This window comes from Candidatus Koribacter versatilis Ellin345 (assembly GCF_000014005.1).
Taxonomy (GTDB): domain Bacteria; phylum Acidobacteriota; class Terriglobia; order Terriglobales; family Acidobacteriaceae; genus Korobacter; species Korobacter versatilis_A.
This window is the reverse complement of sequence record NC_008009.1, coordinates 352,692-367,958: the sequence shown is the minus strand read 5'-3', so window position 1 is coordinate 367,958 and position 15,267 is coordinate 352,692. Positions and strand designations below refer to the sequence as shown.

11 protein-coding genes are annotated in these 15,267 nt (G+C 58.7%); 6 read left to right on the top strand and 5 right to left on the bottom strand.

Going from position 1 to position 15,267, the window contains the following annotated elements; translation table 11 throughout:
- Positions 1–57: 57 nt before the first annotated feature.
- Positions 58–1,125, bottom strand: coding sequence for a glycosyltransferase family protein (locus ACID345_RS01725; RefSeq protein WP_011521143.1), 1,068 nt, complete (start codon positions 1,123–1,125; stop codon positions 58–60).
- Between the two features lie 89 nt (positions 1,126–1,214).
- On the opposite strand from ACID345_RS01725, the gene ACID345_RS01720 reads away from it, so the two are divergent.
- Positions 1,215–2,636, top strand: a complete 1,422-nt coding sequence (locus ACID345_RS01720; RefSeq protein ID WP_011521142.1) for a C45 family autoproteolytic acyltransferase/hydolase — start codon at positions 1,215–1,217, stop codon at positions 2,634–2,636.
- Between the two features lie 88 nt (positions 2,637–2,724).
- On the top strand, positions 2,725–3,582 hold the full coding sequence (locus ACID345_RS01715) for an SDR family oxidoreductase (RefSeq protein ID WP_011521141.1): 858 nt from the start codon (positions 2,725–2,727) through the stop codon (positions 3,580–3,582).
- On the opposite strand, the gene ACID345_RS01710 is transcribed toward ACID345_RS01715, so the two are convergent.
- Both ACID345_RS01710 and ACID345_RS01705 read right to left on the bottom strand, forming a co-directional pair.
- The gene (locus tag ACID345_RS01710; RefSeq protein ID WP_011521140.1) at positions 3,583–4,527 is read right to left on the bottom strand and encodes a sugar phosphate isomerase/epimerase family protein; all 945 of its coding nucleotides are present in this window, start codon (positions 4,525–4,527) and stop codon (positions 3,583–3,585) included.
- 32 nt (positions 4,528–4,559) lie between these two features.
- Entirely contained in the window at positions 4,560–7,760 is a 3,201-nt protein-coding gene (locus ACID345_RS01705) for an IPT/TIG domain-containing protein (RefSeq protein ID WP_011521139.1), read from the bottom strand.
- Positions 7,761–8,036: 276 nt separating this feature from the next.
- Here ACID345_RS01705 and ACID345_RS01700 point away from each other — a divergent pair, with 276 nt between their 5' ends.
- Both ACID345_RS01700 and ACID345_RS25010 read left to right on the top strand, forming a co-directional pair.
- Positions 8,037–8,519, top strand: coding sequence for an inorganic phosphate transporter (locus ACID345_RS01700; protein WP_011521138.1), 483 nt, complete (start codon positions 8,037–8,039; stop codon positions 8,517–8,519).
- A 496-nt stretch (positions 8,520–9,015) separates the two neighbouring features.
- Positions 9,016–9,579: a hypothetical protein gene (locus tag ACID345_RS25010; RefSeq protein WP_049761614.1), complete on the top strand. Its 564-nt coding sequence runs from the start codon at positions 9,016–9,018 to the stop codon at positions 9,577–9,579.
- 13 nt (positions 9,580–9,592) lie between these two features.
- On the opposite strand, the gene ACID345_RS01685 is transcribed toward ACID345_RS25010, so the two are convergent.
- Both ACID345_RS01685 and ACID345_RS01680 read right to left on the bottom strand, forming a co-directional pair.
- Positions 9,593–10,636, bottom strand: coding sequence for a LacI family DNA-binding transcriptional regulator (locus ACID345_RS01685; protein ID WP_011521136.1), 1,044 nt, complete (start codon positions 10,634–10,636; stop codon positions 9,593–9,595).
- A gap of 135 nt (positions 10,637–10,771) precedes the next feature.
- Entirely contained in the window at positions 10,772–12,427 is a 1,656-nt protein-coding gene (locus ACID345_RS01680) for an alpha-N-arabinofuranosidase (RefSeq protein ID WP_011521135.1), read from the bottom strand.
- Between the two features lie 453 nt (positions 12,428–12,880).
- Here ACID345_RS01680 and araA point away from each other — a divergent pair, with 453 nt between their 5' ends.
- Together araA and ACID345_RS01670 are read left to right on the top strand one after the other, a co-directional pair.
- The gene (gene araA, locus ACID345_RS01675; RefSeq protein WP_011521133.1) at positions 12,881–14,383 is read left to right on the top strand and encodes an L-arabinose isomerase; all 1,503 of its coding nucleotides are present in this window, start codon (positions 12,881–12,883) and stop codon (positions 14,381–14,383) included.
- A gap of 180 nt (positions 14,384–14,563) precedes the next feature.
- A complete protein-coding gene (locus tag ACID345_RS01670) occupies positions 14,564–15,262 on the top strand; it encodes an L-ribulose-5-phosphate 4-epimerase (protein ID WP_011521132.1) in 699 nt (232 codons plus the stop codon).
- The last annotated feature ends 5 nt before the right edge of the window (positions 15,263–15,267 follow it).

The following is a 15,267-nucleotide window of genomic DNA, read 5'->3' as shown; positions in this document are numbered from 1 at the left end:
TGCGCGCTTAGGGAGCCTCCTTGACTACGCGTATCGGCAGTTTCTTGTTGTCGCGAATTATCGGGGGCCTGCAGCGCGTTTGCGCGGCGCCGTGAAGTCCTCGATCAGCGAATCGAGCTTTGCCAGGATCGCATCGTTACCCTGCCGCGGATAGCCCTGCAACTTCTCGCGATAGAGCGGAAGGTTGTAAAGAAACGATTCGACGCGCTCTTTATTCAGGTCGTCCCACCAAGCGCCGTATTCCATGCGTTGAAGCCAATAGGCGTTGAATGTCTGCTCGAATTGGTGCGCGACCGGAACCGCGAGATACGGCTTGCCAAGATGCAGAGCCTCGGTCACGAGTGAAAAGCCGGCGTTGGCGATGATGGCTTTCGCCGCGACAAGATCGGCAAGGAAGCCCGTTATGCTCGGCTTCTTATAGGTGATGTTCGCTTCGCGTCCCTCACGGCCAAACCCGTAAGCGATAAACTCGGCGCGAACTCCGGCGAGCGTCTTTGCTAGCGCGGGCGCGGGGGAAGTGACGTACACGAGGATTGCATTGCCTTCGGTCGGCTTTGCGCTGAGGATTTCCTGCCGCAGGATCGGCGGAAAGATGAACGTCTTCGCCTTCTTCACCTTCGGCACAAAAAAAGAGGTAACCAGGCTTGCGTCCACGCGTGGCGTCATAAGCCGGCAGACGAGCTTCGCAGCCGCGGCATCGCGACGGAACTCCTTCGGATACGAAACCAGCGTATTTGTCAGGCAGTGCTGGTTATCAATCGTAATGACCGGCAGATGACGGCGATGCGCGACATGGCACGTAAGTGGCTCGAAGTCGGTGATGACGAGATCGATTTTCCACTCTTCCGCCAGCTTCACGAGGTGGTGCGAGCTGCGCGCCGCCTTCGGCGCCGTGAACAGGTTCTTGGCAATCGTACGGTTGTAGCGCACACGATTGTTCACATATGCGAAGCGGAAACCATAGATCTCGGTGACGTCGAATTCGTCGCGCAGATTTTGCAGTCCACGATCGAACGAGGCGACGTGGACGTTGTGTCCAGCTTTCACCAGGTGCGCCAAAACTTCCCGCGAGCGCGTCGAGTGCCCGGCGCCCTCACCGTTTACGCCATAAAGAATGTTGGCCATGTTCAGCAAAGTATGACAGAGCGCTCCCGAATTGCCGATGCCTGAACGTCGGGTTTGCTAGAATCCCTGAACTCACCCTGGAGGTCTTCATGCGTAAATCTATTGCAGCATTGGCGGGCATCGCTCTCGCGGGCGCGGTCTTGTGGCTGCCCATCGTTCGTACCGTGCGCGCAGAGGGCCAACCTGCCGAACTGAAGAAGGCCTACCGTCAACCGGCGAAGAACGGCTGGACCTACGTTCACATCGAAGGCACGCCGCATGAGCTCGGCTTCCAGAGTGGCTACCTGCTTGCGAATGAAGTTCAGGACACTCTGCACGTCGTCCAACTTGAGGCCGCGCACGACTATAAGAAAGACTGGCAATTCTTCCGCGATGCCGCGCAGAACATGATGTGGCCGCACATCGAGAAGGAATATCGCAACGAACTTCAGGGCATCGCCGATGGGGCCACCGCGCATGGCGTGAAGATAGATGTATGGGACGTGGTCGCAATGAACGCGGCGCTGGAGTGGAGCTACTACGTCAAGGTCTACGACAAGCAGCACGGCATTACCACGACAGCAAAGCTCGGGACGCCGGAGCACTGCAGCGCCTTCGTCGCGACCGGCAAATATACGAAGGACGGCAAGGTCGTTATCGCCCACAACAACTGGACGACCTATCTTGAAGGCGAGCGCTGGACGATCATCTATGACATCCAGCCTACGAATGGCAAGCGCATGCTCATGGATGGTCTGCCGGGCTTCATTCACAGCGCCGACGATTTCGTTGTGAACTCTGCGGGTATCGCGATCACCGAGACTACGATCGGACACTTTGAAGGCTACGATCCGAACGCCATCCCCGAGTTCGTGCGCGCACGTAAAGCCGCACAGTATGCAACGAACGTTGATGATTTCGCCCGCATTATGAAAGACGGCAACAATGGAGGCTATGCGAATGCCTGGCTCGTTGCCGATGAGAGAAACAACGAAGTCGCCCGCCTTGAGCTTGGCTTGAAAAACGTAACGTTGGAACGCACGAAGGATGGATATTTTGTGGGATCAAACTTCCCGATCAACGAGAAGCTGATCAAGGAAGAAGCGTCGAGCTACGACGTGAACAACATGAGTGAGAGCTCGAATGCTCGCCACGTGCGATGGGAACAGCTCATGGCAGAGAACAAGGGCAAAATAGATCTCGCCGCCGCGCAAAAATTCGAAGCCGATCACTACGACACCTTCGAGAAGAAAGAAGACCCCGATGAGCGCACGCTGGACGGGCACATCGAGCTTTCGCCGCGCGGATCTGGCGATTGGGTGCCGCCGTTCGGTACCGCCGGTGCGGTGCAGAACAAAGCCGCCGACTCCGGGATGATTGCCAAGATGAGCTTCTCGGCAGCAGCGGGGCACGCGTGCGGGAAGGACTTCAAGGCCGCCGACCATCTCGCGAAGCATCCGGAATACGACTGGCAGAAGCCATTGCAGCGCGACATGGATGCATATCCGTGGACGACGTTCGCGTCGAAATAACATTCCCATCGTGAACGCGCGCACAAAGGATTAGCGCTGTAGTGAGCTTTCCCTCTGATACCCTCCTCCTTCGGGCGGAGGGTTTCTTATGTTCGCGAAAGACTTGCTTCAGGGAAAACGCGCACTCATCACGGGCGGCGGCACGGGCCTCGGCAAAGCGATGGCACGGCGGTTTCTCGAACTCGGCGCGACGGTGTACATCTGCGGGCGTCGCGAAGAAGTGCTGCGCGGAACCTGCGAAGAGCTGACGTCAGCGACTGGGGGCGAGATTCACGGCATTCCCTGCGATGTACGAGATCTCGCGGCGGTAGACACAATGATCACGCAGATCTGGAACGATGGCCCGCTCGATATTCTTGTGAACAACGCCGCCGGGAATTTTCTGGCGAAAACCGAGGAACTCTCTCCGCGCGCGTGGGAGGCCGTGATTGGAATCGTGCTCAACGGAACGATCAATCTGACGATGGCATGCGGACGTCGCTGGCTGGCGGAGAAGAAACCCGCGAACGTGCTGAGCATCGTCGCCACCTATGCTTCTACCGGCTCAGGCTCGGGCTATGTGGTTCCGTCGGCGGTCGCGAAAGCCGGAGTGTTGGCGCTTATGCGCAGCCTCGCTGTCGAGTGGGGACCTCGGGGTATTCGTCTCAACGCGATCGCGCCGGGGCCGGTGCCGACGGAAGGCGCCTTCTCGCGATTGATTCCAAGCGATCAACTAGAAGAAATCGCAAAGCAACGCGTGCCAATGCGGCGCTTCGGACGACCGGAAGAGATTGCAGATCTCGCAGCGTTTCTCGTGAGCGACGGTGCCGGCTACATCAACGGCGAGGTTGTCACCATCGACGGTGGCGAGTGGCTGCAAGGCGCGGGCGAGTTCAACTACGTCGGACAGATGATGACCGACGAAATGTGGGCGATGTTTAAGCCCGGCAAAAAGCGCCGCGAATAATCACGCCAGAAACTTCAGCGTGGTCTCGATGAGTTCCGACGTGCCGGCGTACGGATCGCCGGGGCTGTCGTATTCCATCGAGCAGAATCCTTTATAGCCGTGCTGCTTGAGGAACCCAAAGGTGCGCGCCATGTCCACGTGCACCGGCTTGCCATCGCGGTCGTTCTCCATAGCCTTCACATGACACATGCCATACGCATGGCTGAACATCGCATTCACGCCGTCGTACGCATATTGCGCGGGCTTGGCAGTCAAGCTGTTGCAGAAGTCCGGCAGCGTGTGCAGCCATGGGCTGTTCACTTTCTCAACCAGTTTCACCAGAAAGAAGGGGTCTTCGCTGATCGGGTTGTCGTTCTCGAGATGCACAACGACATTCTTCGACGCCGCATACTCCACAACCTGGGTGAGACTCCCAGCCATTACGTTTAAGTCCGGAGCGGCTCCCTTCGCATCGGGAAGATTGGTGCGAACACTTGGCGAGCCGAGGAAAGTCGCGGCGTCAATCCACTGCTTACTGAAAGCGATTGCCTTCTTGCGCTCCTCGGCATCGGGCGAGTACGGGCTATGCTCACCATCCACCGCGAGATTTACTACCTTCGCCTTGGCTTTATCGAGCGCCTGCCGAAGCTCTCGCAGATAGCTCTGTTCGGCTGATGGGAAGTGCCCCGTCCACAGCTCAACTTTGTTGACATTGAACTTCGATATCACGTGCGCCGGAAAGTCCTTGAGCGGGATACGCGGATGCTGCGGGCCCTCCGGCTTTTCGCCGGGTGGCAAATCGATGAAATCGCGAAATGGATACGATGCGATCGCGATCCGCTCGCGCGGTTGCGTAGGAAATTGGATGTTCGGAGTTGTTCCGCCAAAAAGCGGGACGGCTTCGCTGAGGAGCGAAGCCGTAATTGCGCTGACGGAAGTTGCGAGGAAACACCGTCGAGTAATCATAAGAACCCGCGCCAGTGTAGCACCGCACGGGTCTAGTTGATGGTGATGGACAGGCCCGAGGAAGCCGGAGCCCCCGCGTTCACTGCCGTAATCGTTCCGGCTCCGATGCTCGCAAAATCCGATGCCGGAATCGCAACCGTTGCATGCGTCGCGTCCGTCACGTTTGTCGTGCGATAGTTGCCATTCCAGGTCAGCACCATACCGCTCTGGAAGTTCGTGCCCACCACACTGATCAACAGGTTGCCCGAACCATGTGTCACCGACGTAACCGATGCCGACGTCAGCGTTGCCGCCGTGCGCGTCGAAAGCAGTTGCGGAACCACGGCGCCGCCGCGCAGCAAGTAGATCTTACCGGTGCTAGTCAACGCGGCCAAGCCATCCTGCCCCCAGCGCACTAAATCCACGCCACCGAACGACGTCGTGTTTTCGATCAGGTCCAGGCCCATCGGGATCGTCGTGTTCGGCATGTACGTCGTCTGGTTGTAGGTCACCAAGCCGTCTACCGCGCTCGTGCTGGAAAGTGAATGTGTCTGCGCCAGATAGAAGACCACGTGCAGCGAAACGTCCGGCGCCACAACCTGCATGGTCGAGGTCGTGACGTTCGGGATCGGCTTGAAGACGCCGACCTCCGTCGTCGCCGCGGATACCGGGATGGCCGCTCCGCCCTTGTTCGCGAAGGCATAGCCGCCGTTCATCTGGAAGCAATTGAAGCTGGCCAGCGACCAGGTGCTGTACTGCGTCGGATTGCTATAGGCAAACCCGGCCGCGGGCACTGCGAAGTGGTTGAACGTCAGGTTGCTGTCCGAGTCAAACGCCATCAGGTTCGTCGAATCGGAATAACGAACGCAGGAACCGGTGTAGTTGCCGGTATTGCTTCCACGCAACGCAGCCGTCTTCGTCGTGGAGTTGAAGTCGTAAATGCCGATGCCGTTGCTCGCGCCAAGATCCAGAGCGACGGTGTTCACATTCCCCGGTTGCGTAGAAACGCCGCGGAGGTTAATCGTGCCAGTGAAGGATGAACCCTTCGGCACCGTGTACGTGAAGTCGAGCTTCTGTGCGAGCAGGTTGAAGCGCGCCACGCTCGGCACACTCGGCAAGGTCGCGTACAGAGCCTGTCCATCGGATGTGACCGCCAGGCTGGTCGGCGCGGCGCCGAGCAACATGGTCGTGCCAACCGTCGCCGTGTCGGGGATGATCGTTGTCACCGAATTCGCAGTGAATCCGCTGCCGCCGGCGCCAATGCTGGCAATCAGCTTGCGGCTGAACGGCTCATAGACGATGTGATTCGCACCTGCGCTCAGCACTTTGAATACTGAAAGTGGCAGCACGTAGGAAACTCCGCCGCCCGGCGCTGGATTGGAAACGTTGATCTTGCTCCAACCCAGGCTCGCCAACTTGGTCGAAGGAACCATAGCTGTGGCTTGCGTGCTGCTGAGGACGGTCGTCGCGAGTGCAGTGCCGTCAATCAAGATCGACGCTGCCGTCGAGAAGCCCGTTCCGGTAACCGTGACCATGGTAGTGCCCGAGCCCGCTTGAATGGCAGCGGGGGAAATCGAGGTGATCGTCGGAACCCCGTTATAAGGGTTACCGGTGATGGTGAGAACTGACGTCGAAGCCTGGTTGTTTGCCAGGTTGGGGTCGTTCTCCGAACCAAAGACTTGCGCGTTGAGCACCACGGACCCGGCGAGCATCTGTTTTGCCACAACCGTAACTGTCGTGGTTGCCCCGGTCGCGAGACTGCCGAGATTGCAGCTCAGGCCGTTCAGCTTGGAACACGAGCCGACGGTCGGCGTAATGGAAACGATGCTCGCTGTCGCAGGAGCCTGGGCCGTGAAGGCGACATTCGTAGAGGTGGCCGGTCCGGCGTTCTTCACCGTCGCGGTGTAGGTGATGGAATTACCGGTGGTCGGCGTGCCACTCTGCGCGAGGGTGACGCTGAGGTCTGCATTGATCCCCGCGAGGTTCGTGACCTGCGCAGAGCGGAACGCATAGATCGCCACATTGTCGCGCACTGCCAGGCCATTTGTGCCCCAGCGTAACAAGTGCGACGGCGTGCCGGTGGTGTTCGAAGCGAGGTTCAACGGGAAGGTTGCAGCCAACGCCGAAGTGCTCGTGGTGAAAACCTGCACCTGCGTGTACTTGTTCGCGGTCGGGCTGTCGAACACAAACGTCTTGCCGAGCGGCGTGTCGGTGAAAGTGGGACCCGCGGCGAGGTTCGAACCATTCAGAAGCGAACCATTCCGCGCACCGGTCTCCGCGTCGTAGAGCGCGCCAAGATCGGTATAGACTTCGCCATTCACAACCTGCAGGTCGTCTGTGCTGCCGGTGAAGTTGCCCGAGGAACCGAGCCTCGGAACGCTCAATCCGGTCGCGCTATAAGAAAGAGGTTGGTAGTAGGTCGGACCGCCGACATACACCTCAGAGGTCGTTGCATTCGTCTGCAATGCATTTCCAGAGTAAGTCGAGGCACTCCACGTATTCGCGCGGCGCGTCGCGTTGTCGTAAATCGCGACAACCGTTCCGCCCAACGGGGCGGTCATGGAAACCACGAACGAATTCGGCGATCCCGGCAGTGCCGCTAGAGACAGCGCAACCGGCGGTGCATTCGTACCGGTGTTTGAGCCCAGCGTAATCTTTGCCCCGGCGGTGCCGGCGGTCAGACTAACCTGGCGCACAGCGGAGCTGCCGTCGAGTCCTACCCAGAGCACGGTGCCATCGGCGCTCACTGCCATCTTGTTAGGCTCGCTGCCGACGAAGATCGACTTCGTGATCGCGCCGGTCACAGGGTCGATCGCCACCACCGAATTGCCGTAGGGCATGCCCGCGGTGCTCGGTACCGACACGTACAACTGACCTGTCGCGGCGCTATACGCCATGCTGTTGTTGGGCAGCGCGACATAAGAGGTGAACATCAACGCCGCGCTGGTGCCCATGGAGGGCGTCGTCACCGTCACTGCAAAATTCCCCGGAGTGGCCACACTCGCAGCGGGGACGGAAGCTTGCAGCACCGTAGTGCTGCTAAAGGTCGTCGGAACGGCGTTGCCGTTGAAATAGACCTGCGAGTTCGAGGCGAAATTCGCTCCGACCAACTGGAGCGTGACCGCGGTATTCAGCGGTGCGGACTTTGGAGAGATGGAGTTCAACGTTGGCGCAGCGGCGAACAGAGGAGTGCATGCAAGCAAGCACAGGACGATCGCGAGACAAAGTTGAAGCTCAACTTTCGAGCTTTTCATGGCACGTTGTTTATACGGGCCACCTTTCTTTGAGCACAGATTACTTTCGGGGATTTGCCATTACCAAAGTACCCCCACATGAGAGCTAAGCCGTTTGAAATCAAATAACGCGTGAGGAATGCGAAGGGCATTTAGCCTCCTTTTTTCGACCCAATCAGGGATTGATATCACCCAGTTTCATCGAACATTCACCCCACGAAAGGGCGCTCGTCTTTACTCTCCACCGAACCGGCACATCGGAACGCGACGGTTGCGTCCACATTCCCGAGCAACGACATGTATCTCGTGAGTGAAGCGCTGCGCTTGATGAAAAAGCAACCGAGCATCCAGATTTCCGCGGCAGACTGGAAGATCCTCGACAACTACAAGAAGAACCATATTGATGTCGCCACGAAGTTCATCCCCGGATGGGTGAAGGTCGCGGTCGCCATCGCACTCGGACTTGGAACGATGGTGGGCTGGAAGCGCATTGTCGTCACGGTTGGAGAGAAGATCGGCAAAGATCACCTTACCTACGGTCAAGGCGCTGCGGCGGAAATCACTGCCATGGCGACGATCGGAGCAGCCGATTGGTTCGGCTTACCGGTGAGTACCACGCACGTGCTGTCTTCGGGAGTCGCCGGAACGATGGCAGCAAACCATTCCGGCTTGCAGTGGGGCACGGTGCGCAACCTGTTGCTGGCCTGGGTGCTCACCCTGCCGGTCTCGATCATGTTGTCCGGATTTTTGTTCTGGTGCTTCCGGCACATCGCGGCGTAACCGTGGGCTTCAAAAGGATGGCGGGCTTCGGCCTGCCATCCTTACTTATTGTGGGTTAGAACGTCTCTCCGACCAGTTCTTCGCTTTTCTTCCAGAGCGCTTCCGCGTTCTCTGGAGCTACCGCGTACGTACGGACCCCTTCACTCACTGCTGTAATCGTCGTGTCGTCCGGAACGACCTTTCCGACGTGGCAATCCAGACAATAGCGCCTGCCAGCACTTCGTCGGTCGTGGATGTTGCTCCAAGAGTATTCGTTGTCACGCTTGCCATGCTTCATCTCCTATGAATGCTGAGTGCATTCGTGCGCCGCGTCGTCGTCGGACCTAAGCGCATACGAAGACTAGATAACCGGAGACTATCTCCGATTTCAAGAAGTTCGGGAGAAGCCAATACGAAGGTATTGCCACGGCGAAACCGAAGCCGCCGTTACTCTTATGCGTCTGCCGGCTTGATTCCAGTTTCAGGTACCCAAGCCAACGCTCTATTCTGGCCGTTAATGTTCGAGCGCTTTGCAGCCGAAGATGCGGAGTGGAAGCCGGTATCGACACCGATAATCGTCGCCTCCGCAATTTTCTACGGGCTCTTCCTTCTGTACGCCGCCACCAATCGCGACGGCTTCCTTTTCATTGACAATGCAAATCTTGCCGTTCACGAAGGTGGGCACGCGCTCTTCGGCTGGTTCGGCTACAAGATCGGCATCATGGGAGGGACGCTGCTGCAATGGTTGGTGCCGTTCCTCCTCGCCGCCTACTTTTTCTATCACCGGCAGCTTTCCGGCTTCGTCTTCTGCACATTCTTCTTCTTCGAAAATTTCCTCTACACCGCCACCTACATGGCCGACGCGCGCGCTGAGGCATTGCCGCTTGTCTCGCTCGGCGACTCCGACTACGTGGAACATGACTGGAACACCATGTTCGGCTGGTGGGGCTTGCTTGGCCGCGACACGCAAGTTGCGGGTTTCGTGCGCTTCCTGGGATGGGTGGGAATGATGAGCGTGGTGGCTTGGTTGAGCTACAAATACTACTCAGACCGGCAGAATGCTGTGGCCGAGAAGATCTAGTTTCTGAAGGGTTTTACCGCGCGGCCTTTTTCTTCTTTGCGTTATCCGCTTCCTGCTTTGGACGTGCGGTGGACTCGCGCAAGATCAGGTGTGTCTCCAGCGCGTATTCCGTTCCATTCGGGTTCGGCGTTTTGCGTTGCAGCTCGGCGAGTAACGCATTAAATGCCAGCGTTGCCAGCTCCGCCTGAGACATCTCTATCGTCGTCAGCGGAGGCAGCACGAACTCGGAAATGTGAATGTTGTCGAAGCCGATGAGCGAGAGGTCGTGCGGAATGTGGATGCCGAGTTCGTGGCTCTTGCGCATGACTCCCAGCGCCGTCATGTCGTTCGAGCACATAATTGCCGTCGGCCGCGAGGGGAGCGAGAGCAGGCGCCCTGCAGCTTCGACTCCGCCCTCGATGGTATGCGTACCTTCCACCCACAACTCATCATGTGCCGGCAAGTCCAGTTCGTGCATGGCGTTCTTAAACGCATCAAGCCTCGCCCGCGCCGATGGCAGCCGCAGCGGTCCTGAGATAAACGCGATCCTGTGATGTCGGAGAGCGGCGAGGTGCTGGACAGCCTGCCGTATGCCATGCTGGTAATCCACGCGGATATTGCTCACCAGCGGACGCGGCGGCCCCACGTCCACAATCACCATCGGAATTTTCCGCCGCTTCAGGTTTTCCAGAAGCGACTCTTCCATCCCGAAGGTCATCAGTGCCACACCTTCCACGCGGTGCTCAATCATCCGCCGGACTGCGATTTCCATCCGCACGGGATCGTGCCCCGTAGAGGTGAGCAAGATCTCGTAGTTGTTCTGGACAGCGATGTTTTCGAAGACCTGCACGATTTCCGGGAAGAACGGATTGGTGATTTCCGAGACCACCAAGCCGAGGATTCGGCTCCGCCCTGACACCAGGGCGCGCGCCTGGGTGTTCGGGAAATAGCCGAGCTCATCAACGACCCGCCAGACGCGCTTGGCCAGTTTCGGATCCACGGTTGGGACGCGGTTAATCGTCCGCGAGACCGTGGCGGTCGAAACTTTTGCCCTCTTCGCAATCTCCCGAATATCCATCGGTCCACGACGCTTTCAGGACGAGCACACACGGTTTGCCCGCGCTATTTTTGACTGCACACTCTCAACCTGAATGGCTGGCCACCACGATACCATGCACCTTCTGCAACTTCTGTTAATCGCTGAGCCCGTCCGTCAACTCAGTTCCAATTCGATTGCGACCACGGAGGCTGGCGGAATCACGAGCGACACCGTCGCGCCATTCACCTTCAATTCATTCCGACGGGGTACTACCGCATCCGGATGTTCAAAGGTGTTGTGCGCGTGGATGTCGGGCGCCGAGAGCACGGTCAGCGTGCCAGAAGCCGCGCTCGCCCCGCGGATCGCAATCTCGCTTTCTCGTGGTGAGCTGGTATCCGGATTGACCGCCGTGACGAAGAGTTTTTTCCCGGTTAAAGACGCGGCACCGCGCAGCCCCCAGAAGGTCGCCGGTGTGCCGTCGCGCTCGTACTTCACCTGCGGTGAAGAGAAGATCGTGCGCAGCGACTGTCCGCCCTGGTGAGGCGCATACATATCGAACACGTGCCCAACTGGAGTCACCGTGAAATTGTCTTCATGCGCCAGGTACAAACTGTTCAGACAGTTGATGAGCTGCGCGCAGTTCGCCATCGCCACTTTTTCAGGATGGCGGTTGAAGATATCGAGGGTCATGCCACTGAACACCGCGTCGCGGAGGGTTGGCATCTGCTCCAGCGCATCCCCGGGAGTTGCTTCGCTGCCCGGGCGGTACCAGGGGCCCCACTCGTCCACTACTAGCTTTACGCGATGCTCGTGATCGGTTTCACCCATCACCTGCCAGTGTCCCTCGATCAGACCTTCCATGCGCTGACCTTCCTTCATCAGCTCGTACCAATCGGTGGCGTCGAAGTTCACAGCTTCGCCTTTGCCCTTGTCCCAGTCGTTGGTTTTGCCGCGGCTCAGGTTCCAGGCGTAATGGTGGAGCGCCCAGCCATAGACCATGTGCAGGGAGCCCATCCGCTTCTGCATCGCCTCGAAGAAGCCGCTGGTCCAGTGGTAGTCCTCCACGTTTGGCCCGGAGGCAATGAATTTCAAGTTCATTCCGAAGCCTGGCACCCACGTGGCGTAGCGGCGAAATTCCATCGCATATTGGCCGGGCTCGAAGTCGCCGCCGCATCCCCAAGACTCGTTCCCCACGCCCCAGAACTCCACCTTGTAAGGCTCACGCGAGCCGTTCGTCGCGCGCGTTTCCGCCAGCGTCGTGCTCCCCGCAGGCGAATTGCAATAATCCACCCACTGCTGGAATTGCTCCGCGGGAAGGCTGCGCACGTTGGCTGCAAGATATCCCTGTGCGCCAATCTCGCGGCAGAAATGCATGAACTCGTCGGTACCAACCTCATTGGGGTCGTACTTGTGCTTTACGTTTTGCTTCGGGTCGCCATTGCCCCAGAAGTTCGGGCGCCGCGGCCGCTTTTCGCGTGGGCCGATGCCGTCGCGCCAGTCGTAGGTGTCGGCAAAGCATCCGCCTGGGAATCTAATCACGGGGGCCTTGATCTTGCGCATGTGGTCGATCACGGCCTTACGCAGCCCGCCGACGTTCGGGACCTTCGAATTCTCGCCAACCCAGATTCCGTCGTAAAACACCCCGGCCAGGTTCTCGGTGAAGTGACCGTAAATGTTCGGCGAGATGGTCCCGAGCGGTTCGTCGAGCAGCACCTCGATCCGGGAATCGACGCTGCGGCTTTGCGCGAGCGACGGCAGCGAGAAACGGGTCAGCGCCAATCCAGCAGCGCCAATGGCAGTGGAACGAAGGAAATCACGGCGAGTGCTCATGGGTACCTCGTGATTCTGGGTAAACGCTTACTCAATCGGCAAACACTATACGGAGCCGGAAGCATTCGCGCAAGGGCTGTACCGAATCGAAGTTGCACAATAGCCTGCGCCAAACCCTATAGCCTTCCACTTTGGCTGCCTGCAACAAAATCGCGGTAATCGTTTACTCTTATGCTAGAATCCCCAGCGTTCCACGGGCGCCCCGTCGGGGATCCTGATTGGCGCGTGGCAACCAAGGAAGGCACATCCCGATGCGCGGAACCACCGTTTCACGATCTGTTCTTCTTCTGCTCGCCTCATTCATCGGCGTTGCCATGGACTCCCTGCCATGACGCGAAGAGCGGGAAACCGTCACTGCAAATCTCCTCTTTGGTCCGGCAGAATGGCTGGCCCACCATCGCACTCGACGATGGAACGGCGAAGTAGCCACGGACAATGGCCCAGGAGAACATGATGATCGATCTGAAGAAGTTCGAGGTCTGGTTTGTTACCGGTAGCCAGCATCTCTACGGCCCGGAGACGCTGGAGAAGGTCGCGGAACATTCGCGCGAGATTGCGGGTGGACTCGATGCCACGCCGCAGATGCCTGTTCGCGTCGTTTTCAAGCCGGTGCTCACCACCGCAGACGCCGTCCACGAACTCTGTCGCGAGGCCAACAACGCCGCTCACTGCATCGGTCTCGTCACCTGGATGCATACCTTCTCACCCGCCAAGATGTGGATTGCCGGGCTGAAGGCGCTGCAGAAACCATTCCTACATCTCCACACGCAATACAACCGTGAGTTGCCGTGGGCCACCATCGACATGGATTTCATGAACCTGAACCAGGCCGCGCATGGCGACCGTGAGTTCGGCTTCATCGGCAGCCGCATGCGCCTCGACCGCAAGGTCGTGGTTGGCTTCTGGCAGGATCTCGAAGTTATCTCCGAGCTTGGCACCTGGGCGCGCGCTGCGGCGGGTTGGCACGATGCGCAACATTTGAAAGTCGCACGTTTTGGCGACAACATGCGAAACGTTGCCGTGACTGAAGGCGACAAAGTGCAGGCGAAAATCCAGCTCGCCTACTCGGTAGATGGCTTCGGTGTCGGCGATCTCGTGGCCCGCATTCACGCCGCAAGCGACAGGGATGTAGACCATCTAGTATCAGAATACGAGGACACCTACACCCTCTCCGAGCCGCTGACCGCGAAGGGCAAGCAACGCGCGTCTCTGCTCGACGCTGCACGCATCGAGCTTGGCCTGCGCCATTTCCTCAAAGACGGCAACTTCCACGCCTTCACCGACACCTTCGAAGACCTCCACGGCCTTAACCAACTCCCGGGCATCGCGGTGCAACGTCTGATGGCGGACGGTTACGGCTTCGGCGCTGAAGGCGATTGGAAGACTGCCGCGCTGGTTCGCACCATGAAAGTGATGGCCGCCGGACTCGATGCCGGTACGTCATTCATGGAGGACTACACCTATCACCTTGAGAATGGCGGGCTCGTACTCGGGGCTCACATGCTTGAGATTTGCCCCTCGATCGCCAGCGGCAAGCCTTCGTGCGAGATCCATCCCCTCAGCATCGGTGGCAAGGGCGATCCCGTGCGCCTTGTCTTCGACTCGCAGACCGGTCCTGCCGTCGTGGCGACAATCGTGGACGTCGGCGAGCGCTTCCGGATGGTCATCAACAAAGTGAATGTCATTCCGCCCGAGGTGCCTTTGCCCAAATTGCCCGTAGCGCGCGCTGTCTGGATTCCTGAGCCGAACCTGGCCGTGGCCGCCGCATGCTGGATCTACGCCGGCGGCGCACACCACACCGGCTTCAGCTTGTGCCTTACCGCCCAACATCTCCAGGACTATGCCGAAATGGCGGGCATCGAGTGCGTGCTGATCGACAACGACACCACTGTTCACGCTTGCAAGAACGAGTTGCGCTGGAACGACGCTTATTACCGCTTGACGGGTTGGCGCTGAGTTCCTTTGAGGGCGCGAAACACAGACTGCCCTCGACCTCCACCACTGCACGATTGCGCCCCTCTCCAAGGGGCGCTTTTTTACGCCCCAAAATTGCTCTGCGTGAATTGACAAAGCCGTAATGGTGTTCTAGTTTGGTGCAACCGAAGTAAACGATTACTTGAGATTCCGGCCGCCAGCATGCTTTTATTGCAACTCCGTGCAGAAGTCCTTGAAGCGAACCTCGAGTTGGTGCGGAAAGGGCTCGTTCTATATACCTTCGGCAATGTCAGCGGGGTCTCCCGCGAGCAAGGCCTGATTGTGATCAAGCCCAGCGGCGTTCCCTACGACACGATGAAACCCGAACATCTGGTCGTCACTGACATGGAAGGGAAGATCGTGGAAGGCGACCTCCGCCCTTCATCCGACCTCGCGACGCACCTTGCGCTCTATCGCGCATTTCCGGAGATCGGCGGCGTCGCCCACTCGCATTCCGAATACGCCACTGCTTGGGCACAGGCCCGGCGCCCGATTCCCTGCTTCGGCACAACGCATGCCGACTACTATCACGGTTCAGTCCCAGTCACTGATCCCATGGCAGACGAGGAAATCACGGGTGATTATGAGATGAATACCGGCCACGCCATCGTGCGCACGTTACATAAAACTGGCGCAGCGCATGTCCCGGGAATCCTTGTGGCGAACCACGGTCCATTTGCCTGGGGGGCCAGTGCGATGAAGGCGGCCGAGAGTGCCGCGATCCTCGAATACATTGCGCGAATTGCGTGTTTCACGCTGTCGATCAACGGATCCTCGGCGGCGATTGGACAAGCCCTGCACGACAAGCATTTCCTGCGCAAACACGGAGCAAATTCTTATTACGGCCAGAAGAAGGACTGATACCG

Bases quoted from the DNA above. Each gene is read 5' to 3' on its own strand.
- ACID345_RS01700 (WP_011521138.1), top strand. From the start codon at position 8,037: ATGTATCTCGTGAGTGAAGCGCTGCGCTTGATGAAAAAGCAACCGAGC.
- ACID345_RS01725 (WP_011521143.1), bottom strand. From the start codon at position 1,125: ATGGCCAACATTCTTTATGGCGTAAACGGTGAGGGCGCCGGGCACTCG.
- ACID345_RS25010 (WP_049761614.1), top strand. From the start codon at position 9,016: ATGTTCGAGCGCTTTGCAGCCGAAGATGCGGAGTGGAAGCCGGTATCG.
- ACID345_RS01710 (WP_011521140.1), bottom strand. From the start codon at position 4,527: ATGATTACTCGACGGTGTTTCCTCGCAACTTCCGTCAGCGCAATTACG.
- ACID345_RS01715 (WP_011521141.1), top strand. From the start codon at position 2,725: ATGTTCGCGAAAGACTTGCTTCAGGGAAAACGCGCACTCATCACGGGC.
- ACID345_RS01720 (WP_011521142.1), top strand. From the start codon at position 1,215: ATGCGTAAATCTATTGCAGCATTGGCGGGCATCGCTCTCGCGGGCGCG.
- ACID345_RS01685 (WP_011521136.1), bottom strand. From the start codon at position 10,636: ATGGATATTCGGGAGATTGCGAAGAGGGCAAAAGTTTCGACCGCCACG.
- araA (WP_011521133.1), top strand. From the start codon at position 12,881: ATGATCGATCTGAAGAAGTTCGAGGTCTGGTTTGTTACCGGTAGCCAG.
- ACID345_RS01680 (WP_011521135.1), bottom strand. From the start codon at position 12,427: ATGAGCACTCGCCGTGATTTCCTTCGTTCCACTGCCATTGGCGCTGCT.
- ACID345_RS01705 (WP_011521139.1), bottom strand. From the start codon at position 7,760: ATGAAAAGCTCGAAAGTTGAGCTTCAACTTTGTCTCGCGATCGTCCTG.
- ACID345_RS01670 (WP_011521132.1), top strand. From the start codon at position 14,564: ATGCTTTTATTGCAACTCCGTGCAGAAGTCCTTGAAGCGAACCTCGAG.